Here is a 20,809-nt window from a genome sequence, read left to right as displayed (position 1 = left end):
GGCGCTGTCCAGCGGTCAGCCGTGGCCGCCGCAGACCGGGCAGCCGGGGCGCGGCTTGGTCGTGATGCGCCGGGTCTCGCCCCAGAGCGCGTCATAGATCACCACCGCCCCGCGCAGGCTTGCCCCGGCGCCGGTCAGATGTTTCACTGCCTCCACGGCCATCATCGAGCCGACAACCCCCGGCAGCGGCGCCGCCACCCCCGCCTCGGCGCAGGAGGGCACGAGGCCCGGCGCGGGCCGCACCGGGAAGACGCATTCGAAGCAGGGCCCGCCCCGCGCCGGATCGTAGAGGCTCACCTGCCCCTCCCATTGCGCGATGGCCCCGGCGATCAGCGGCTTGCCCGCCGCCACCGCGGCCCGGTTCACCAGATAGCGCGTGTCGAAATTGTCGGTGCCGTCGAGGATCAGGTCGTACTCGGCGAGGAGCGCCGCCGCCGTCTCCTCGGTCAGGTCGCGGTGATAGGGGCACACCTCGATGAAGGGGTTCAGCGCGCGCATCTGCACCTCGGCGGAGGCGACCTTGGGCAGGCCGATCCGCGCATCGGTGTGGATCACCTGCCGCTGCAGGTTGGAATTCTCCACCCGGTCGCCGTCGATCACGCCGATGGTCCCCACGCCCGAGGCCGCCAGATAGAGCAGCGCCGGCGAGCCGAGCCCGCCTGCCCCCACCACCAGCACCTTCGCATCCTTCAGCCGCCGCTGCCCCGGCCCGCCGATCTCGCGCAGCATGATGTGACGGGCATAGCGCTCCAGCTCCGCCGGGCGGAAGGTGCCGGGCTTGTCAGGCGCGGCCCGTGCAGCGACCCGCCGCTTCAGCCGGGTCAGCCCGGCGCGGTAGAGCGCCACGACCAGCGCAACGACGCCCACCGCCAGCCAGACCTCGGCCCGCTCTCCGGTCGCCATGCGCAGGGGATGACCGGCGGGCAGCAGCAGATGCCCCGCCACGACGCCGAGCCAGAGCGCGAGGATCATGCCCCAGCGCAGCCGCAAGGGCGTCTTCAGCGCCCAGCCGACCGCCCAGAGCGCCCCGGCCAGGACAAAGACCATCAGCACCGCTCAGCCCTTCCCGGTGGAGCCGAAGCCCCCCGCGCCGCGCGCGGTCTGGCCCAGATCCTCCACCGTCAGGAAGTCGGCCTGCACCACCGGCGCCACGACCATCTGCGCGATCCGGTCGCCATGGGCGACGCGATAGGGCTCGGTGCCGAGGTTGATCAGCAGCACCCCCAGCGGGCCGCGATAATCGCTGTCGATGGTGCCCGGCGTGTTCGGCACCGTCAGCCCGTGCTTCAGCGCCAGCCCCGAGCGCGGGCGGATCTGCGCCTCGAACCCCTCGGGGATCTCCAGCCGCAGCCCGGTCGGGACCACCATCCGCTGCATCGGCGCAAGCTCCAGCCCTGCCCCGCGCTGCGTCTCGGGCAGGTTGGCGCGCAGGTCGGCCCCGGCCGCGCCCGCCGTTTCGTAGCGCGGCAGACCCAGAGCCCGGTCGGCCCAATCTTCCCAGAGCACCCGCAGCACCGGCCTCATGCCCGCCCCTCCTGTTTCTTCCCAGACAAAATACGCCCGCCGGAGGCGCAGGCCCGCCTCATGCGATCACCGTGGCGATCCGCGCCGCAAGCTTCTCTGCCACGGCCTGCTTGCTCATCCGCGGCCAATCCTCGGCGCCCTCGTCGGTGATCAGCGTCACCGCATTCTCGCGCCCGCCCATGATGCCGGTGGCGGGCGAGACGTCATTCGCCACGATCCAGTCGCAGCCCTTGCGCAGCCGCTTGGCGGCGGCATGGGCCAGCACATCGTCGGTCTCGGCGGCGAAACCAACCACCAGCGCCGGCCGCCCCGCCCCCATGGCCGAGACGGTGGCCAGAATGTCCGGGTTCTCGGCGAAGTCGAGCTGCAGCCTGCCCGCGCCCTTCTTCATCTTCGAGCTTCCGGCATTCGCCACCCGCCAGTCGGCCACCGCCGCGGCGAAGATGGCGGCATCGGCAGGCAGCGCCGCCTCGACCGCCGAAAGCATCTCGCGCGCGGTCTCGACCGGCACGACGGTCACCCCCGAAGGCGGCGGCACGGAAGCCGGGCCGGTGACGAAGGTCACCCGCGCGCCCAGATCGCGCAGCGCCGCGGCCAGCGCCGTGCCCTGCGCCCCGGAAGAGCGGTTGGCGATGTAGCGCACCGGGTCGATCGGCTCATGTGTGGGGCCCGAGGTGACGAGCACATGCCTGCCGGTCAGGGGACCGGCGGTGAAATGGGCTTCCACCGCGGCGACGATCTCCAAGGGCTCGGCCATCCGGCCCGGGCCGTATTCGCCGCAGGCCATGTCGCCCTCGTTCGGCCCGACCTCGCGCAGCCCGTCGCCGCGCAGCACCGCGAGATTGCGCTGCGTCGCCGGGTGCTGCCACATCCGCACGTTCATCGCCGGGGCAGCCAGAACCTCGGTGTCGGTCGCGAGCAGAAGGGTGGAGGCGAGATCGTCGGCCCGACCCTGCGCCATCTTCGCCAGCAGATCCGCCGTCGCCGGGGCGACCACGATCAGATCGGCGGAGCGGCTGAGCTGGATATGCCCCATCTCGGCCTCGTCGGTCAGATCGAAGAGCTCGGTGAAGACCTTCTGCCCCGCCAGTGCCGAGATCGAGAGCGGCGTCACGAATTCGGCCGCCGCCCGGGTCAGCACCGGGGTCACCGCGGCGCCGCGCTCGCGCAGCCGCCGGATCAGGTCGAGCGACTTGTAGGCCGCAATGCCGCCGCCGATGATGAGAAGAATGCGTTGTCCCGCAAGCATCGCCGCCCTCCGAAGTCAGAGCCTCTGGTGTAGGAGCCCGGGGCGCGGGGCGCAATCCCTCGGGGCGGGGATGGGGCGCGACGGGCGGGATCAGCGGGACCGAAGACTTTTCCCAAAAGTCTTCGCAATGATCTTTCTCAAGATCATTGCGCCAGAAGGGCCGCGCAGGGGTCGTCACGCTCGGCGGGCGCCGTCACCAGCCAGAGGTCGAACGGCGCGTCCTCCCCCGGGTCCTCCTCAAGCTGACCGATGGCGAGCACCGAGAGGTCCGCCGCGGCTTGAGCCAAGGCTGCGGGCACGCCCCGGTCGCGGCGGGCGTGGCCGCTGCCGGTGATCACCGCCACCGGGCCGCCGGTGGCCGCCATTGCCTCCACCACCGCCCGGGCCAGCGCCGCGTCGCGCAGGCGCTGCGCCTCGACCATGCCGGGCAGAAGCCCGGGCGGCAGCGCATCGCAATGCGCCAGTCGCTGCTCCTCGACCCGCGCGGCTTGATCGGCGGCCTCGAGCGGCTGGTCGAGCCCGTAGCGTCCCGCTTCGGCGCCGAAGGCTTCCCCCGCCCCGTCCGAGACGGAACGGCGCAAGAGATCGCGCGGCACGTCGCCGCCGAAGATCCGGGCCCCGGGCGCAGCAAGGAAGATCGGGTGATACATCGAAAACTCCGGCCAGCCCGAGCCGGTCCAGCCCAGAGCCTCGGCCAGCGCCGCCGCATCGTCGCGCAGATCGGGCGTGGCGCGGGCGGCGTCTTCCGGGGTCAGCATCTCGAAGACAAGTGCCGCAGGGCGCAGCGCGGCCACGGCCTGCGCCTGATGGTCATGGTGCAGCGGGTTGTCATGCACCTCGCCCAGGATCACCACATCGGCAGGCGGCAGCGCCTGCAGATCGGCAGGCATGATCCGCTCGGCCGCCACCGGAGAGGCGCAGGCGAGGAGGCCGAGGAGCAGTAGCCGCGTCATAGAAGGAAGTGATGCACCTCGCGCGACTGCGCTTCAAGGCTGCGACGCATCTTGCCGAAGGCCGCGGCCTCCAGCTGACGCACGCGCTCCTTCGACAGACCCAGCTCTTCGCCCAGCGATTCCAGCGTGCGGGGCGCATCGCGCAGCTTGCGCTCGGTCACGATGAAGCGTTCCCGCGCGTTGAGCTGGCCCATCGCCGTCACCAGCCAATCGCGCAGCCGGGCCGCATCATGCGCGCCTTCCACCACTTCGGCGGCTTGCGCGGAATCGTCTTCCAGCGCATCGATCCACTCCCGCCCCTCGTCCTCCGAGGATTGGGTGGCGTTGAGCGAGTAATCCGACCCGGAGAGCCGGCCCTCCATCATCTCGACATCGGCCAGCGGCACGCCCACGTCATGCGCGATCAACTCTCGCAGCTGATGGCCATCGAGCGTTTCGCCGCGCTGGCTCGCCTCGCGCTCCAACCTCGCCTGGACGCGGCGCATGTTGAAGAACAGCGCCTTCTGGCTGGAGGTGGAGCCGGTGCGCACCATCGACCAGTTGCGCATGACATAGTCCTGGATGGAGGCCTTGATCCACCAGACGGCGTAGGTGGAAAACCGCACCCCGCGGTCGGGATCGAACTTGTCGGCGGCCTTCATCAGGCCCAGCGAGGCTTCTTGGATGAGGTCGTTCATCGGAGCGCCGTAGCGGCGGAATTTCGAGGCCATCGAGATCGCCAACCGCATGTAGGCGGTGATCAACCGGTGCAGCGCCGCCTCGTCGCGCTGGTCGCGCCAGGCATAGGCCAGCCGCAATTCGGTTTCGGCGTCCAGAAGTTCCGCCTTCATTGCTTGGCGGGACATGGTTTGATCGGTATATCCGTCCAGTGCCATCACGACCCCCTGTCGACCTCTACGCGGCTCGGTAAATGTTACGGAATAAAACTATGTCTGGATCACAAGATATGCAGAAAGCCGCGTTGCCGCCGCTCACAGTCGTGTTAGGTGGCGCGAGATCGGGCAAATCGCGCATCGCCGAAAGTCTGGTCATGGGCACGCAGTCTCCCCGCTTCTACCTTGCCACAGCACAGGCATGGGATACCGAGATGGGTGAACGAATCGCCCAACACCGCCGGGATCGCGGAGAAGACTGGACGACGCTGGAAGTGCCGCTGGATCTCTGCTCTGCGTTGTCACGCGTTCCCTCCGGTGCCTGCGTCCTGCTGGATTGCGCGACGCTGTGGCTGTCCAATCATCTGCTTGCCGAAAGCGACCTCGAGACCGAGAGCGCCGCGCTGCTGCGGGCCCTCGCGGGCTGCCTAGCGCCGGTTGTCGTGGTGTCAAACGAGGTCGGTTGGTCCATAGTTCCCGAAAATGTTCTGGCAAGGCGATTTCGCGACGAGCAGGGCCGGCTGAACCAGCGCCTCGCCGCGCAGGCCGATCTGGTGCTGGGGGTGATGGCCGGGTTGCCGATGGTGCTGAAGGGCGAGATGCCACGGATGGCGGCATGACCCGTCTGCACTGGGTGCGCCACGCCCCGACCCATGCCCGGACCATGCTGGGCTGGACCGACCGCGCCGCCGATCTCAGCGATATCGCCGCCCTCGCCCGCATTGCGGCGGCGCTGCCGAGCCCGGCAGTGATCGTCTCGTCCGACCTGTCGCGCGCCGCCGCCACCGCCGACATGCTGCGCGGCCCGCGCACCCGGCTGCCCAGCGACCCGCGGCTGCGCGAGATCCATTTCGGCGCCTGGGAGGACCGCAGCTTTGCCGAGATCGAGGCGGGCACGCCGCTCCGGGTGCGGGATTTCTGGCTGAATGCCGGGCCCAGCCGTGCGCCGGGGGGCGAGACATGGGACGAGCTGCAGACCCGGGTCTGGCAGGCGGTCGACAGTCTGGTGGAAGCCTGGCCCGATCAGGACGTGGTCATCGTCGCGCATTTCGGCACCATCCTCACCGCGCTGCAACGCGCGCTGGGACTGACGGTGCAGCAGGCCTTCGCCCACCGGATCGAGCCGCTGTCGCTCACGCGGATGACCAGCGCCGGGGGGCGGTGGTCGGTCGAGGCGGTCAATCAGATTTCGTGATGCGCGGCAGCAGGGATTTGCGTTTTGCGGGGCGCTCACTTGCCGCTACTCTGTCGCTGCAGCAAGGGAGCCCCGCATGACCCACGATCTCGCCATCGGTGACCGCAGCTATTCGAGCTGGAGCCTGCGCGGCTGGCTGCTGTTCGACGCCTTCGGCCTTCCGGTGCAGACCCATACTGCGCGCCTCTATACGGATGCGCTGCCGAAGCTGCTGGAAAGCTTCTTTCCCGCCCGCACCGTCCCCGCGCTGCGCCTGCCCGACGGCACGGTGGTGGCCGAGAGCATCGCCATCGCCGAGGAACTGGCCTCGCGCCATCCCGAAGCCGGGATCTGGCCCGTCGACCCCACCTTCCGCGCCATGGCCCGGGCGCTGGCTGCCGAGATGCATGCAGGCTTCGCCGCGCTGCGCAGCCATTGCCCGATGAACCTGCGGGTGAGCTATCAGGATTGCGCTCCGACCGAGGCGGTGCTTGCCGATCTGGCGCGTCTGGAGACGATCTGGGCCTGGGCGCGCGAGAAGAGCGGCGGGCCATGGCTCTGCGGCGGCTATTCGGCCGCCGATGTCTTCTTCGCCCCTGTGGCCGCGCGGATCGCGGGCTATGGCCTGCCGGTCGGGCCGGAGACCGCGGCCTATGTCGCGGCCCATCTCGCCCATCCCTCGTTCCGGCGCTGGCGGGCGATGGGGCTGGCGGAAGGCCCGGATCAGGAGGCCTATCGCCGCGACCATCCCACCAGGCCTTGGCCGGGGCCGCAGCCGCTCGCGGCGGTGCCCTCGGAGGGGCCGTCGGAGAACGCCACCTGCCCCTATTCCGGCAAGCCGGTCACGCATTTCCTGCGGCTCGACCGCCGGGTCTTCGGCTTCTGCAACGCCTTCTGCCGCGACAAGACCGCCGCCGACCCGGAAGCCTGGCCGAAGTTCATGACCGTTTACCATTCGTAAACCACTCCTGCCTTACCCGTTAACCGCAGCGGGCGGGGTACAGGGATGGTGGCGCGGGCCTTTACCGTGGCCTTCGAGGGGGTAGAGGCACGGATGGTGGAGGTGCAATGCTCGGTCGCCGCCGGGCTGCCGGCCTTTACCATCGTCGGCCTGCCCGACAAGGCGGTGTCGGAAGCGCGCGAAAGGGTGCGCGCGGCGCTGGCCGCCATGGCCATCGCCCTGCCCTCGAAGCGGATCACCGTCAACCTCTCGCCCGCCGACCTGCCCAAGGAGGGCTCGCATTTCGATCTGCCGATCGCCTTGGCGCTACTGGCGGCGCTGGAGATCATCCCGATGGACGAGGTCGAGCAGACCGTGGCGCTGGGGGAGCTGTCGCTTGACGGGCGGCTGATCGGGGTGATCGGTGCCCTGCCCGCCGCCATGGCCGCCGCGGCCGAACACCGCGCGCTGCTCTGCCCCAGGGCCTGCGGTGCCGAGGCGGCCTGGGTCGGCGCCACCGAAGTGCTGGCCGCGGCCTCGCTGTCGGAGGTGGTGCGGCATTACACCGGCCAGTCGCCGCTCAGCCCCGCGGAGGCGGGCGAGGTGCAGGTGCCGCCGCAGGGCCGGGACATGGCGGATGTGAAGGGGCAGGAACGCGCCAAGCGCGCGCTGGAGATCGCCGCGGCGGGGCGGCATCACGCGCTGCTGGTCGGCTCGCCCGGCTCGGGCAAATCGATGCTCGCCGCCCGGCTGCCCGGCATCCTGCCGCCGCGTTCTGCGGCGGAAGCGCTGGAGACCTCGATGATCCACTCGCTCGCTGGGCTCTTGACCGAGGGCGGCATCAGCCGGGCGCGGCCCTTCCGCGAGCCGCATCACACCGCCTCGATGGCCGCCATCGTCGGCGGCGGCCGCAGTGCCAAGCCGGGCGAGATCAGCCTCGCCCATAACGGCGTGCTCTTCATGGACGAGTTTCCCGAATTTCCCCGCTCGGTGCTGGAAACACTGCGCCAGCCGATCGAATCGGGCGAGGTCATGGTGTCGCGCGCCAATGCCCATATCCGCTACCCCTGCCGCTTCCTGCTGATCGCGGCGGCCAACCCCTGCAAATGCGGGCATCTGGCCGAACTCGAACGCGCCTGTGCCCGGGTGCCGATCTGCGGCGAGGAATATCTGGGCCGGATCTCCGGCCCGCTGATGGACCGCTTCGACCTGCGGGTCGAGGTGCCGCCCGTCGCCTACACCGACCTGCATCTGCCGAGCGCGGGCGAAAGCTCGGCCAGCGTTGCGGCGCGGGTGGCGGCGGCGCGCGAGCGGCAGGGTGCGCGCTATGCCGGGACGGGGTCGGTGCGGGTGAATGCCGAGGCCGAGGGCACGCTGCTCGAGGCGGTGGCAACGCCCGATGCCGAGGGCCGGGCGCTGCTGGCGCGGGTCGCGGAACGCTTCGGGCTGTCGGCGCGCGGCTATCACCGGGTGCTGCGGGTGGCGCGCACCATCGCCGATCTCGACGGGGCCGAGACGGTGCGCCAGCCGCATGTTGCGGAAGCGGTGAGCTTCCGCATCGCCTTTACCAAGGGCTGAACGGGCTCAAGCCGCCCGCCGGGCCTCGATCGCTTCCCAGATCCGCGCGGCGCCGTTGGTGCCGTCGAAGCGCTCCAGCTCCTGCAGGCCGGTCGGAGAGGTGACGTTGATCTCGGTCAGGTAGTCGCCGATCACGTCGATGCCGACGAAGATCTGCCCTTTCTCGCGCAGCACCGGGCCGATGGCGGCACAGATCTCCAGATCGCGCGGGCTGAGCCCGATCTTCTCGGGCCGACCACCGACATGCATGTTCGACCGCGTCTCCCCCGCCTGCGGCACCCGGTTGATCGCGCCGATCGGCTCGCCCTCGACGAGGATCACCCGCTTGTCGCCCTTGGCCACGTCGGGCAGGAATTTCTGCACGATCAGCGGCTCGCGGCTCATCGAGGTGAAGAGCTCGTGCAACGAGCCGAGGTTGCGGTCGTTCGGATCGAGCCGGAACACCCCGGCACCGCCATTGCCGTAGAGCGGCTTGAGGATGATGTCGCCATGCCGCGCCTTGAAGGCGCGGATCGTCGCCAGATCGCGGGCGATGGCGGTGGGCGGGATCAGCTGCGGGAAGCGCAGCACCAGGAGCTTCTCGGGAGAATTCCGCACCCAGAAAGGGTCGTTCACCACCAGCGTTTTCGGATGGATCATCTCCAGCAGATGGGTGGTGGTGATGTAGCCCATGTCGAAGGGCGGGTCCTGCCGCAGCCAGACCACGTCATATTCGCCCAGATCGACCTCGGTCTCTGGCCCGTAGCTCACATGATTGCCCTGCTCGCGCCGCAGCTCGATCGGCCAGCCCCGCGCCGTCACCCGACCCTCGTCGAAGGCCAGCTTGTCGGGCGTGTAGAAGAACAGCTCGTGCCCCCGCGCCTGCGCCTCGAGCGCGATGCGGAACGTGCTGTCCGCGTCGATATTGACCGACCCGATCGGGTCCATCTGCAATGCAACTTTCAAGCCCATGGCTGTCTCCCGCCGGTAAGGCCCCCTTGATGACGGAAGCCGCCCGCGGTTGCAATGCGGTGGGCTCAGGCGGCGAAGGCGTTCTCGATGATCTCGACGGCGCCCCGCGCATCGACCAGCGCCACGTCGAAGCGCGCCTCGGTCAATTGGCCCGCCGGTTCGCCAGCGAGGAATTCCGAGGCCGAGGCATAGATCCGGTCCATCTGCCGACGGCTGAGGCGTTGGGCGGCCTCGGCATGGCTCGTGCTTTTCTTCACCTCGATGAAGATCACCTCGGCGCCGTCGCGGGCGATCAGGTCGATCTCGCCGGCCGTGCCGCGCCAGCGGGTGGCGGCGATGGGGCGACCCGAGCGCGCATAGATCCGCGCCACCGCATCCTCGGCATGGAGCCCCGACAGATAGGCCACCTCGCCGCGCACATCCTTTGCCATCACTCTTCCTCCGCCAGCCGCAGGGCCACCTGATACACGTCGCGCCGCGGCAGCCCCAGCTTCTGCGAGACCTCCGCCGCCGCATCCTTCACCGACATCACCTGCAACGCCGCCTCCAGCGCCGCTTCAAGACTGGCCGCATCGGCCACCACTGCCTGCGCCCGGTCCACGAGCACGACGATCTCGCCCTTCACCGAGCGATCCGCGAAGGCCGCCGCCAGATCCTGCAGCGGTCCGCGCGTCACTTCCTCGAATCGCTTGGTCAGTTCCCGACACACCGCAGCCTCCCGGTTGCCGAAACTCTCCACCATTTCCCTTAATGTTCGGCTAACGCGCTTGGGCGATTCGTAGAACACCAGCGTCGCCGGCACGGCGGCGAGATCGGCGAAGAAGCGGCGCCGCGCGCCCGCCGCCGCCGGCGGGAAGCCCGCAAAGAGGAAGCGGTCGCTCGGCAGCCCCGCGACCGTCAGCGCGGCCAGCACCGCCGAGGGGCCGGGGGCGGCCAGCACGGGAAAGCCCGCGGCAATGGCGGCGCGCGACAGCTGATAGCCCGGATCGGCCACCAGCGGGGTTCCGGCCTCCGAGGCATAGGCCACCGACTTGCCCTCCTCCAGCGCGCGCAGCAGCCGCGGGCGCATCTGCTCGCCGTTGTGGTCGTGATAGGCGACAAGCGGACGTCCGCCGAGCGGTACGCCGTGGATCTCCATCAGATGCCGCAGGGTGCGGGTGTCCTCGGCGGCCAGCACGTCGGCGGTGGCGAGGATGTCGAGCGCGCGCAGCGTGATGTCGCGCGCCGCACCGATCGGCGTCGCGATGAAATGCAGGCCCGGCGGCAGACTGCGGCGGTCGGGCTGGTGCAGCGGCGCACGGCTTTCCTGCGTGTCATCGGGGGCTCTGTCGGCACCCTCGTCGGGGAGCGGCTCCGCCTTGCCGGTGCTCATCTGCGGGACTCCTTCGAAAGTTGCCATCAGCGGCCGGAACGCATAACCTGCCGCCCATTGCTGCCCCCACGGGAAGAGGAAGTTCGCATGTTGTCCCTTTTAGGGCTTGCCCGCAAGTCATTGAGCCGCGTCGTAATTGCCATAACCGCGCTGACCGTCGCCGCCTGCGAGCCTGTTGGCCCGGGCGGGGCGGGCGGCCCTTCGATCGATACCTCCGCCGCCGTGCCGGTGGCGCTTCTCGTGCCTGCGGGCTCGGGACAGGCGAGCGACGAGCTTCTCGCCCGCAGCCTGCAGAACGCCGCACGGCTGGCGATCTCCGATCTCGGCGGCGTGAAGATCGACCTGCGGGTCTACAACACCTCGGGCCAGCCCGCGCAGGCCGCCGCCATGGCGACCAAGGCGGTGGACGAGGGGGCCAAGATCATCCTCGGCCCGGTCTTCGCGCAGGAAGCCAATGCGGCGGGCAATGCCGTGGCCTCGCGCGGCGTGAACGTGCTGAGCTTCTCCAACAACGGCGACATCGCGGGCGGCAACGTCTTCGTGCTGGGGCCGACCTTCCAGAACACCGCCGACCGCCTGTCGCGCTATGCCGTGCGGCAGGGCACGACGCGGATCATGGTGGTGCATGACAACACCACCGCCGGCCAGAGCGGCAAGGCGGCGATCCAGCGTGGCGTGCAGCGGGCGGGCGGAAGTGTCGTCGCGACCTCGGGCTACGAGTTCTCGCAGAACGGCCTTGTCGCCGCAGTGCCGGGCATCGCCGACACGGCGCGCTCCAGCAACGCGCAGGCGATGTTCCTCACCGCTGATACCGCGGGCGCGCTGCCGCTGCTGACCCAGCTCGTGCGCGACAACAACGTGAGCCCCGAGGTTACGCGCTTCATCGGCCTGACCCGCTGGGACATTCCGGCGGCGACGCTGGCGCTGCCGAGCGTGCAGGGCGGCTGGTTCGCGCTGCCCGATCCGGGGCTCTACAGCCAGTATCAGGCGCGCTACCAGACCGCCTTCGGCGAGGCGCCGCATCCGATCTCGGGGCTGGCCTATGACGGGATCGCCGCGATCGGCGCGCTGGTGAAACAGGGGCAGTCCGATGCCCTGACGGGGCGGCGGCTGACGCAGGGCTCGGGTTTTGTGGGAGTGAACGGGATTTTCCGCCTTCTGGGCGACGGCACCAACGAGCGCGGACTGGCCGTAGCGCAGATCCGCAACAACCAGGTGGCAGTGATTGACCCGGCGCCCCGCAGCTTCGGCGGTGCCGGCTTCTGAGCCGGCATCTGCCCAGACCCTCCCCGCGCAGGACCTGCTCCTGCCCCGCACCGCCATCGTCGATCCGGTCGCGCTGACAGGCGCGATCGCCGCCGAACTCGCAGCCACTCCCGAGCTCGATCCGCGCGCCGCGCGGAGCGTGGCGGTGCGGCATCTGGCCGAGGCCAAGGCCAGAGGCAACGCGGCGCTGGAAGAGGCCTTCGCCGCCCGCCCCACCGCCGCCCGCGCCCTGATCCGGGCGCAGGCGGTGCTGACCGACGGGCTGGTGACCACCGCCCTCACCATCGCCTGTGAGCATCTGCATCCGCTGTCGAACCCCACCGAATCCGAGCGCATCGCCGTGCTGGCGGTCGGCGGCTATGGCCGGGCCGAGATGGCGCCGCATTCCGACGTCGACCTGCTGTTCCTCACGCCATGGAAGATCACGCCCTGGGCGGAGTCGGTGATCGAGAGCATGCTCTACATGCTCTGGGATCTGAAGCTGAAGGTCGGCCATGCCAGCCGCACGGTGAAGGACTGCCTGCGGCTCGGGCGCGACGACATGACGATCCGCACCGCCCTTCTGGAACACCGCTTCCTCGCCGGGCACGAGCCCCTGGCGGCGGAGCTCGGTGAGCGGCTGTGGCAGGAGCTGTTCCGCAGTTCTGGCGCAGCCTTCATCGACGCCAAGCTGACCGAGCGTGCCGCGCGCCACAAGCGGCAGGGCGGGCAGCGCTATGTGCTCGAACCCAACGTGAAGGAGGGCAAGGGCGGGCTGCGCGACCTGCAGACGCTCTACTGGATCGGCAAGTATCTCAACCGCGTCTCCAGCGTCGAGGGGCTGGTCGAGGCCGGGCTGCTGACGCTGGACGAATACCGCACCTTCGAGAAGGCCGAGGATTTCCTCTGGGCGGTGCGCTGCCATCTGCACTACATCACCGCCCGCGCCACCGACCAGCTGACCTTCGATCTGCAGGTCGATGTGGCGGCGCGGATGGGCTATCGCGATGCCGGGGGACGGCGGGCGGTCGAGCATTTCATGCAGGATTACTTCCGGCAGGCGACCAAGGTGGGCGAGCTGACCCGGGTCTTCCTGACAGAGCTCGAGGCGCGGCACGCAAAAAGCGAGCCCCCGCTGATCGGCCTGTTCCGCCGCCGCAAGAAGCTGAAACCCGGCTACCGGCTGAAGCAGGGCCGGATCGAGGTGGTCGACCCGCAGGCCTTCCTCGCAGACAAGCTGAACCTGCTGCGCATCTTCGAGGAGGCGCTGCGCACCGGGCTCCTGCTGCACCCGAACGCCATGCGGCTGATCGCGGCCAATCTCGAGCTGATCGACGAGGAGATGCAGAACGACCGCGAGGCCAACCGCATCTTCCTCGACATGCTGCTCAAGCACGGCAACCCGGAACGCTGCCTGCGGCGGATGAACGAGCTCGACGTGCTCGGCGCCTTCATCCCGGAATTCGAGCGCATCGTGGCGATGATGCAGTTCAACGTCTACCATCACTACACGGTCGACGAGCACACCATCCAGTGCATCTCCACCCTCGCCCAGATCGAGCGCAACGAGCTGGTGGAGGAGCTGCCGATCGCCTCGCGCATCCTGACCGAGGGGGTGAACCGGCGGGTGCTCTATGTGGCGCTCCTGCTGCATGACATCGGCAAGGGGCGGCCCGAGGATCACTCGATCCTCGGCGCGCAGATCGTGCGCCGGCTGGCGCCGCGGCTGGGGCTGAACGCCGAGGAAGCCGAGACGGTGGAATGGCTGGTGCGCTACCATCTGGTGATGTCGGACATGGCGCAGAAGCGCGACATCGGCGATCCGCGCACGGTGCGCGACTTCGCCAAGATCGTCCGTTCCCGCCGCAGGCTCGACCTGCTGACGGTGCTCACGGTCTGCGACATCCGCGGCGTCGGGCCGGGAACATGGAACAACTGGAAGGCACAGCTTCTGCGCCAGCTCTATCGCGACACCGCGACGGCGCTGGAGGGCGGGCTCGAGACGCTGAACCGCGAGAACCGGGCCGACGAGGCCAAGCGCGCGCTGCGCGAGGCGCTGGCGGACTGGGACCCGAAGGACCTGCGCGCCGAGCTCGCCCGGCATTACCCGCCCTACTGGCAGGCGCTGTCCACCGCGACGCACACCGTCTTCGCCTCGATGCTGCTCGACCTGCCCGACAACGAGATCCGCATCGACCTGCACCCCGATCCGCATCGCGATGCCACCCGCGCCTGTTTCGCGCTGGAGGACCATCCCGGCATCTTCTCGCGTCTCGCAGGCGCGCTGGCGCTGGTCGGGGCGAACGTCGTGGATGCGCGGACCTACACATCGAAGGACGGCTATGCCACGGCGGTGTTCTGGATCCAGGATGCCGAGGGCTCGCCCTACGAGATCGCCCGCCTGCCCCGTCTGCGCAGCATGATCGACAAGACGCTGAAGGGCGAGGTCGTGGCGCGCGAGGCGCTGAAGGACCGCGACAAGATCAAGAAGCGCGACAGCCAGTTCCGCTTCCCGACGCATATCGCCTTCGACAACGAGGGATCGGAGATCTACACGATCATCGAGGTCGATACCCGCGACCGTCCGGGGCTGCTCTATGACCTGACGCGGACGCTGGCGGCGAACAACATCTACATTGCGTCCGCCGTGATCGCGACCTATGGGGCGCAGGTGGTCGACACCTTCTATGTGAAAGACATGTTCGGTTTGAAGTTGCACACCAAGTCCCGGCAGGAGACGCTGGACCGCAAGCTGCGGCAGGCGATCGCCGAAGGCGCGGAACGGGCGCGCTCGTGAAGCCCGTGGGACTGGTGAAGGGCTTCGTCACGGTGGGCGGCTGGACGCTGCTGAGCCGTGGCGTGGGCTTTGCGCGCGACATCATGATGGCGGCCTATCTGGGTGCCGGGCCGGTGGCCGAGGCCTTCCTCATCGCCTTCTCGCTGCCCAACATGTTCCGCCGCTTCTTCGCCGAGGGCGCCTTCAACATGGCCTTCGTGCCGATGTTCGCCAAGAAGCTGGAGGCGGGCGAGGATGCGCAGCGTTTTGCCCGCGACGCCTTCAACGGGCTGGCGGGCATCCTGATCCTGTTTACGCTGATCGGCACGCTGGCGATGCCCTATCTGGTCTGGGCCATGGCCTCGGGCTTCGTGGGAGACGCGCGCTTCGACATGGCGGTGACCTTCGGTCGGATCTCCTTCTCCTACATCCTGTTCATCTCGCTGGTGGCGCTACTGTCGGGGGTGCTCAACGCCTTCGGGCGCTTCACCGAGGCGAGCTTCGTGCCGGTGCTGATGAACCTGATGTTCATCGCCGCGATGCTGATGGCCGATGCGGCGGGCTGGGACATGGGGCTGACGCTGGCCTGGACGGTGCCGGTGACGGGCGTGGCCCAACTGGCCTTCACCTGGTATGCGGCCAAGCGGATCGGCTTTGCTTTGACGCCGGGCCTGCCGCGGCTGACGCCGGAGCTGAAGCGGCTGGCGATCATCGCGGCACCCGCGGTGCTGTCGGGCGGGGTGGTGCAGATCAACCTGCTGGTCGGCCGTCAGGTGGCGAGCTTCACCGACGGCGCGGTGGCATGGCTCTCCTATGCCGACCGGCTCTATCAGCTGCCCCTGGGCGTCGTCGGCATCGCCATCGGCACGGTGCTTCTGCCCGATCTCTCGCGCCGCCTGCGCGCAGGGGACGAGGACGGCGGGCGATCCTCGTTCAACCGGGGTGCCGAATTTGCGCTGATGCTGACGGTGCCGGCCGCCGTGGCGCTGGTGGTGATCTCGATGCCGTTGATCTCGGTGCTGTTCGAGCGCGGCGCCTTCGGCCCGGACGATACAGCCAATACCGCGCTGGCGCTGGCGGCCTACGGCCTCGGGCTGCCGGCCTTCGTGCTGCACAAGGTGCTGCAGCCGCTGTTCTACGCCCGCGAGGACAGCCGCCGCCCCTTCTACTATGCGCTGATCTCGATGGTGGTGAACGTGGCCTTCGCCGTCGCGCTGATGCCGGTGATCGGCTTTCTGGCGGCGGCGCTGGCCACCACCGTTTCGGCCTGGGTCATGGTCTGGCAGCTCTGGCTCGGCTCGCGCGCGATGGGCTCGGCCTCGCGGCTGGACGAGCGGTTTCGCCAGCGGATGCCGCGCATCCTGCTCGCCGCGCTGGCGATGGGGGGCGTGCTGGTCGCCGGCAACATCCTGCTGGGGCCGCTTCTGGGCAGCGCCGGCTGGCGCTACCTTGGGCTCGCGCTTCTGGTCGGGCTGGGGATCGTCGCCTATTTCGGCATCGGCAGCCTGATCGGCGCCTTCCGCCTGTCCGACCTGCGCAACCTGCGGCGGCGCTGATCAGCGCCGGCGCAGCTTGGCCTTCACCCGGGCCCAGCCGCCGGGGCTGACCACGAAGGACAGAACGAAGCCGGTGGCAAAGCCCGCGATATCGGCCACCCATTCGAAGCCGCCACCGAAGAGCAGCCCGAACAGAAGCTGGATCCCCAGCAGGAGCCCGATCAGCGAGAAGGCGCGATACTGGTTCGCGCCCTTGGCGGCGAGGTTCACCCAGAGCAGGAAGGTGAAGGCGCCGATCAGCCCGTAGACCGCCGGATAGGCGCCGATCAGCGGCGTCGAAAGCCCCGGCACCATGGCATAGGCCAGCGCCCCCACGAGTGCCGAGCCGAGGAAGACGAGCACCATCGCCCAGGTCTTGAATACCTCTCCCACCATCTTGCCCAGGGCGAGCAGGATCACCACCGCCATCAGCGCATGGGTGAAGCCGCCATGGACCAGCGGATAGCTCACCAGCCGCAGCATGCCCTGCCAGGGGAACTGGCCCGCCTCGATCATGCGGCGCATGAGGTCGGGGAAGAAGGCGAAGCGCTGCACCGCATCCAGCCGCCAGCCCTCGGCCGCGGGGTTGGCCAGCAGCCCGCTGGCTCCGGCGCTCAGCACCACCTCCATCGCGGCGATGGGCAGGGCCAGCAGCCAGACCGCCGTCGGCAGCGGATTGAGCGGCGGCGCGTTCAGGTCTTTGTGCATTCTTGCCTCATGCCCAGTTGATTGACGGGCCTTCCCCCCAGCGATAAGCCGAAACCGAACCCTTTTCCAGACGGAGCATCCCCATGGCCGAGCCGGTCCAAACGCCTCAGGCTTTCCCGACCCGCATCTTCTCCGGCATCCAGCCTTCGGGCGGGTTGACGCTTGGCAACTATCTCGGCGCGCTGAAGCGCTTCGCCGAGAAGCAGAACGACGGGATCGAGACGGTCTACTGCCTCGTGGACATGCATGCGATCACCGTCTGGCAGGACCCGGAAAAGCTGCGCCAGCAGACGCGCGAGGCAGCGGCGGGCTTCATCGCCTCGGGCGTCGATCCGAAACGCTCGGTGCTGTTCAACCAGAGCCAGGTCTCGGCCCATGCCGAACTCGCGTGGATCCTGAACTGCGTGGCGCGGATGGGCTGGATGGGCCGCATGACCCAGTGGAAGGACAAGGCGGGCAAGAACTCCGAGAACGCCTCGCTGGGGCTCTTCGCCTATCCGGCGCTGATGGCGGCGGACATCCTTGCCTACAAGGCGACGCATGTGCCGGTGGGCGAGGATCAGAAGCAGCATCTGGAGCTGACACGCGACATCGCGGCGAAGTTCAACAACGATTACGGCGTGAACTTCTTCCCGATCACCGAGCCGATGATCGAGGGCGCGGCGACGCGGGTGATGAGCCTGCGCGATGGCAGCAAGAAGATGTCGAAATCCGATCCCTCGGACCAGTCGCGCATCAACCTGACCGACGACGCCGACACCATCGCCAAGAAGATCAAGAAGGCCAAGACCGACCCCGAGCCCCTGCCCGAGACGGTCGAAGGCCTGAAAGACCGGCCCGAGGCGCGCAACCTCGTGAACATCTATGCCGCCCTCGCCGGGATCACCCCCGAGGCGGTGATGGCCGAACACGCGGGCGCGCCCTTCGGCAGCTTCAAGCCGGCGCTGGCCGATCTGGCGGTGGCGCATCTGTCGCCGATCACCACCGAGATGACCCGGCTGATGCAGGACCCGGCCGAGATCGACCGCATCCTCGGCGACGGGGCCGACCGGGCCGAGGCGATCGCCCGGCCCATTCTGGAGGATGTCTACGGGATCGTGGGCATGATCCGATCGCGACGGCGCTGATCCGCCGCGCGGCGCGCGCCGGTCTGACGCTGCTTCTGGCGGCGTCGCTGGCGATGACGCTGCTCACGGGGATGCAGATCGCCCGTGACCCCGCGCTGCGGCCCTTCGTGGATCGCGGCGCGGCGGGGATCGAGGCGGCGACCGAGCGGCTGATGGCGACCCATGCCACGCCGGATGCGCTGACCGAGAAGCTGCGGCTGGCGCTGCATGACGACCCGCGAAACTGGGTGGTGATCGACGCGCTGCTGGAGGTGGCCGAGGAGCGCGCCCGGCCGCTGCCCGTGCAACTGACCGACCGGATCGCTGCGCTCAGGGCCGAGGATACCAGCCTGCTGGCCATGGCCGACTCCTGCGCCCGCTGTGCCATCGATCCGGCGCAATGCGCGCTGTCGGCGGAGCTGTTGTGCCAAGCGCCGATGGTGCTGACCAGCGCCGGCGACGTGATGGGGATCGGGCGGGCGGGCTGGAACTATATGACCGGAACCGAGGTGGACCAGCTCGATTTCGCGCTCTCCGCCGTGGGGCTGACGGCGACGGCGGCGGTGGTCGCCAGCGGTGGCACGACCGTCTCGCTGAAGCTCGGCGCCGGAACCGTGCGGATCGCGCGCAGGATGCGGCTTCTCTCGCCTCGGCTGGTCGGGATGATGGAGCGCTCGCTGCGCAGTGGCGTGGATTGGGCGGCGCTGCCTGCCGCGCGCTCGACCGACGACCTCTCGCGGCTGGTGCGGCAGGCCGAGGTGCGCCCTCTGGCCGAGGTGATGCAGGGCGTGCAGCGCCTCGGCACCGCCCTGCCCCCTGCGCAGACGCTGCACCTCTTGCGCTACGTCGATGACGCCACCGACGCCCGCCGGCTTGCCAATGGCGCCGAGGCGCTGGGGCCGCGCACGGTCGGACGGCTGGAGGTGCTGGGCAAGGCCCGCTTCCTGCGCGCCACGATCCGCTGGTCGGAGGTGATGTGGCAACTGGCGGCGGCCGTGGCAGGGCTGCTCCTGTCGCTCGCCGGGGTGCTGGCCGGGCTGGTGCAGAGTGCCTCGCTCCGGATGCTGCGGCGGCTCGCCTAGATCAGCCGGACCGGGGCCCCGACCCGTACCAGCGCGAAAAGCTCGGCGATATGGGCGTTGGCCAGGGCGATGCTCTCCTCGGCCCGGGCCTCGGGGTCTTCGGCGACCCCATGAATCCGCAGCCCCTCCTGCGCCAGATAGAGTGCGTGGCTGCCCAAGGGATTGCCCGGCCCCGGCGGCACCATCGCAGGCAGGCGCGGGTTGCGCGAGCGCAGGAGCGGCGAGGGCCGCCACGTCGGCCCCTCGACCTTGCGGATCACCCGCGTCTCGCCCGAGCGCAGCTCCTGCCCGGCGAGCAGCGGGAAGACCCGGTACTCCGCCCCGGACTCGGACCAGAAATGGATCACTTGCGCGCTGCGGTCGGCGAGAATCGCGCCCTGATCCAGCGCCGCGAAATGCGCGCGCCAGGAGGCGGGGGCCGGGCCCGTGACCGGCTCCGCCTGTGCTGCCGCGGGAGAGGCGAGGGCAACGCCCGCGAGGGCCGCCGCCGCGAAGGAAAAGATGCCACGTTGTTTCATGGTAAACCTGCTGATTCGACTGCCTGTTTCGCCATCCTGAAGCTCTCGTGGCGATTGCCCGAACTCTGGCAGCATCCGCCGATACCGGACAATTCACGAAGCCGTGCGGAGGGGATTCCCGCCGCCGTGCGAGGCCTTTGTCACGCCCCGGATTCATTGATCTGCGACAAGTCTCCAGCGACGCCATCGCCGATCCGGGCCGGTCCTGTCCCCCCGACGTCGCCCTGCCCCGATCGCCCGGGCCTGCCGCTTGCGCAGGTCCGGGATTTTCCCTTTCCCGCCCCTGCCCTGCGGCCCTCCCCCGCTGGACCCCGGCGAGCGGGAGTGGTTTAGTGCCGCCACCAAAAGGGAGAGCCAGCATGGCATTCGGCACCAATATCCGCACCTTCTTCGAGGGAAAATGGCATGACGGCGACGTGGCGGTGATGCGCGCCGCCGATCACGGGCTCTGGCAGGGCTCCTCCGTCTTCGACGGGGCGCGCCAGTTCGACGGGGTGGCGCCGGATCTGGAGCTGCATTGCGCCCGGGTCAACCGCAGCGCCGAAGCCCTGATGATCACACCGACCGTCGAAACCGAAGAGATGGTCGCCATCGCCTGCGAGGGGCTGAAGGCCTACGGTCCGGGGCAGGCGGTCTATATCCGGCCGATGTACTGGGCGCTGGACGGCTCGGATCTGGGCGTTGCGCCGAAGGAAGGCTCCACCGGCTTCGCGCTCTGCCTCGAGGAGGTGCCGATGCCCTCGGCGGAGGCCACGACCACCCTCACCCGCACCCGCTTCCGCCGCCCGGTGCTGGAGGACAACGTCTGCAACGCCAAGGCGGGCTGCCTTTACCCCAACAACGCGCGGATGCTGGTCGAGGCGAAGGCCAAGGGCTTCGGCAATGCGCTGGTGGCCGATGCCATGGGCAACGTGGCCGAGACGGCGACCGCCAATGTCTTCATGGCGAAGGACGGCGTGGTCTTCACCCCGATCGCCAACGGCACCTTCCTGTCGGGCATCACCCGGGCGCGGCACATCGCCAACCTGCGGGCCGACGGTATGGATGTCGTCGAGACGGTGCTGAGCTTCGAGGATTTCCACGCGGCGGACGAGGTGTTCCTGTCGGGCAACTTCTCCAAGGTGATGGCGGTGTCGGAGTTCGACGGCACCCGCTACCAGCCTGGGCCGATCACCCGTCTTGTGCGCTCGCTCTACATGGACTGGGCGCATTCCGCCGGGTGAGTG

Annotated in this window: 20 protein-coding genes; 10 read left to right on the top strand and 10 right to left on the bottom strand. The window is 69.3% G+C overall.

Features of this window, described 5'->3' with window-relative positions:
• Positions 1-15: 15 nt before the first annotated feature.
• The 5 genes from AC3A5Z_RS17915 to AC3A5Z_RS17895 all read right to left on the bottom strand — a co-directional run bounded on the left by AC3A5Z_RS17915 (position 16) and on the right by AC3A5Z_RS17895 (position 4,601).
• Entirely contained in the window at positions 16-1,047 is a 1,032-nt protein-coding gene (locus tag AC3A5Z_RS17915) for a HesA/MoeB/ThiF family protein (RefSeq protein WP_487520680.1), read from the bottom strand.
• 9 nt (positions 1,048-1,056) lie between these two features.
• Positions 1,057-1,524 carry a dUTP diphosphatase gene (dut, locus tag AC3A5Z_RS17910; RefSeq protein WP_107663455.1) on the bottom strand — a complete coding sequence of 156 codons (468 nt, stop codon included), beginning with the start codon at positions 1,522-1,524 and terminating at the stop codon, positions 1,057-1,059.
• Positions 1,525-1,582: 58 nt separating this feature from the next.
• Positions 1,583-2,773: a bifunctional phosphopantothenoylcysteine decarboxylase/phosphopantothenate--cysteine ligase CoaBC gene (gene coaBC / locus AC3A5Z_RS17905; protein ID WP_487520679.1), complete on the bottom strand. Its 1,191-nt coding sequence runs from the start codon at positions 2,771-2,773 to the stop codon at positions 1,583-1,585.
• Between the two features lie 143 nt (positions 2,774-2,916).
• Positions 2,917-3,726, bottom strand: coding sequence for a ChaN family lipoprotein (locus AC3A5Z_RS17900; protein WP_487520678.1), 810 nt, complete (start codon positions 3,724-3,726; stop codon positions 2,917-2,919).
• On the bottom strand, positions 3,723-4,601 hold the full coding sequence (locus AC3A5Z_RS17895) for an RNA polymerase factor sigma-32 (RefSeq protein ID WP_487520677.1): 879 nt from the start codon (positions 4,599-4,601) through the stop codon (positions 3,723-3,725). Before AC3A5Z_RS17895 ends, AC3A5Z_RS17900 begins: the two co-directional genes overlap by 4 nt.
• A 53-nt stretch (positions 4,602-4,654) precedes the next feature.
• Between AC3A5Z_RS17895 and cobU the strand changes: the two genes are divergently transcribed.
• The 4 genes from cobU (at position 4,655) to AC3A5Z_RS17875 (ending at position 8,290) form a co-directional block, all read left to right on the top strand.
• Positions 4,655-5,218, top strand: a complete 564-nt coding sequence (gene cobU, locus AC3A5Z_RS17890) for a bifunctional adenosylcobinamide kinase/adenosylcobinamide-phosphate guanylyltransferase (RefSeq protein ID WP_487520676.1) — start codon at positions 4,655-4,657, stop codon at positions 5,216-5,218.
• On the top strand, positions 5,215-5,793 hold the full coding sequence (locus AC3A5Z_RS17885) for a histidine phosphatase family protein (RefSeq protein WP_487520675.1): 579 nt from the start codon (positions 5,215-5,217) through the stop codon (positions 5,791-5,793). The genes cobU and AC3A5Z_RS17885 overlap by 4 nt, the downstream gene beginning before the upstream one ends.
• Before the next feature lie 76 nt (positions 5,794-5,869).
• On the top strand, positions 5,870-6,733 hold the full coding sequence (locus tag AC3A5Z_RS17880; protein ID WP_487520674.1) for a glutathione S-transferase: 864 nt from the start codon (positions 5,870-5,872) through the stop codon (positions 6,731-6,733).
• 45 nt (positions 6,734-6,778) lie between these two features.
• Positions 6,779-8,290, top strand: coding sequence for a YifB family Mg chelatase-like AAA ATPase (locus AC3A5Z_RS17875; protein WP_487520673.1), 1,512 nt, complete (start codon positions 6,779-6,781; stop codon positions 8,288-8,290).
• A 6-nt stretch (positions 8,291-8,296) separates the two neighbouring features.
• On the opposite strand, the gene gshB is transcribed toward AC3A5Z_RS17875, so the two are convergent.
• The 3 genes from gshB to rsmI all read right to left on the bottom strand — a co-directional run bounded on the left by gshB (position 8,297) and on the right by rsmI (position 10,613).
• A complete protein-coding gene (gene gshB / locus AC3A5Z_RS17870) occupies positions 8,297-9,241 on the bottom strand; it encodes a glutathione synthase (RefSeq protein WP_487520672.1) in 945 nt (314 codons plus the stop codon).
• A 65-nt stretch (positions 9,242-9,306) separates the two neighbouring features.
• A complete protein-coding gene (locus AC3A5Z_RS17865; RefSeq protein ID WP_487520968.1) occupies positions 9,307-9,660 on the bottom strand; it encodes a YraN family protein in 354 nt (117 codons plus the stop codon).
• Positions 9,661-9,671: 11 nt separating this feature from the next.
• Positions 9,672-10,613, bottom strand: a complete 942-nt coding sequence (gene rsmI, locus AC3A5Z_RS17860; RefSeq protein WP_487520671.1) for a 16S rRNA (cytidine(1402)-2'-O)-methyltransferase — start codon at positions 10,611-10,613, stop codon at positions 9,672-9,674.
• 87 nt (positions 10,614-10,700) lie between these two features.
• On the opposite strand from rsmI, the gene AC3A5Z_RS17855 reads away from it, so the two are divergent.
• The 3 genes from AC3A5Z_RS17855 to murJ are packed head-to-tail and all read left to right on the top strand — an operon-like array spanning position 10,701 to position 16,190.
• Positions 10,701-11,879, top strand: coding sequence for a penicillin-binding protein activator (locus AC3A5Z_RS17855; protein ID WP_487520670.1), 1,179 nt, complete (start codon positions 10,701-10,703; stop codon positions 11,877-11,879).
• Positions 11,839-14,655 (top strand): [protein-PII] uridylyltransferase, encoded by a 2,817-nt coding sequence (locus tag AC3A5Z_RS17850; RefSeq protein WP_487520669.1) that lies wholly within the window; start codon positions 11,839-11,841, stop codon positions 14,653-14,655. Before AC3A5Z_RS17855 ends, AC3A5Z_RS17850 begins: the two co-directional genes overlap by 41 nt.
• Complete coding sequence (murJ, locus tag AC3A5Z_RS17845; RefSeq protein ID WP_487520668.1) at positions 14,652-16,190, top strand: murein biosynthesis integral membrane protein MurJ; 1,539 nt, start codon at positions 14,652-14,654, stop codon at positions 16,188-16,190. Before AC3A5Z_RS17850 ends, murJ begins: the two co-directional genes overlap by 4 nt.
• On the opposite strand, the gene AC3A5Z_RS17840 is transcribed toward murJ, so the two are convergent.
• Entirely contained in the window at positions 16,191-16,877 is a 687-nt protein-coding gene (locus tag AC3A5Z_RS17840; RefSeq protein ID WP_487520667.1) for a rhomboid family intramembrane serine protease, read from the bottom strand.
• An 83-nt stretch (positions 16,878-16,960) separates the two neighbouring features.
• Here AC3A5Z_RS17840 and trpS point away from each other — a divergent pair, with 83 nt between their 5' ends.
• On the top strand, positions 16,961-18,004 hold the full coding sequence (trpS, locus tag AC3A5Z_RS17835) for a tryptophan--tRNA ligase (protein ID WP_136793376.1): 1,044 nt from the start codon (positions 16,961-16,963) through the stop codon (positions 18,002-18,004).
• A gap of 53 nt (positions 18,005-18,057) precedes the next feature.
• Positions 18,058-19,065, top strand: a complete 1,008-nt coding sequence (locus tag AC3A5Z_RS17830) for a hypothetical protein (protein ID WP_487520666.1) — start codon at positions 18,058-18,060, stop codon at positions 19,063-19,065.
• Here the strand turns inward: AC3A5Z_RS17830 and AC3A5Z_RS17825 are convergent.
• A complete protein-coding gene (locus tag AC3A5Z_RS17825) occupies positions 19,062-19,583 on the bottom strand; it encodes a L,D-transpeptidase (protein WP_487520665.1) in 522 nt (173 codons plus the stop codon). The two genes, AC3A5Z_RS17830 and AC3A5Z_RS17825, sit on opposite strands and share 4 nt — an antisense overlap.
• A gap of 359 nt (positions 19,584-19,942) precedes the next feature.
• On the opposite strand from AC3A5Z_RS17825, the gene AC3A5Z_RS17820 reads away from it, so the two are divergent.
• Positions 19,943-20,806 (top strand): branched-chain amino acid aminotransferase, encoded by an 864-nt coding sequence (locus AC3A5Z_RS17820; RefSeq protein ID WP_487520664.1) that lies wholly within the window; start codon positions 19,943-19,945, stop codon positions 20,804-20,806.
• Positions 20,807-20,809 lie beyond the last annotated feature (3 nt).

The sequence above is a fragment of the Cereibacter sp. Soil_C_27 genome (assembly GCF_057657095.1).
The sequence above is the reverse complement of the archived record's forward strand: the minus strand, read 5'-3'. Positions and strand labels throughout refer to the sequence as shown.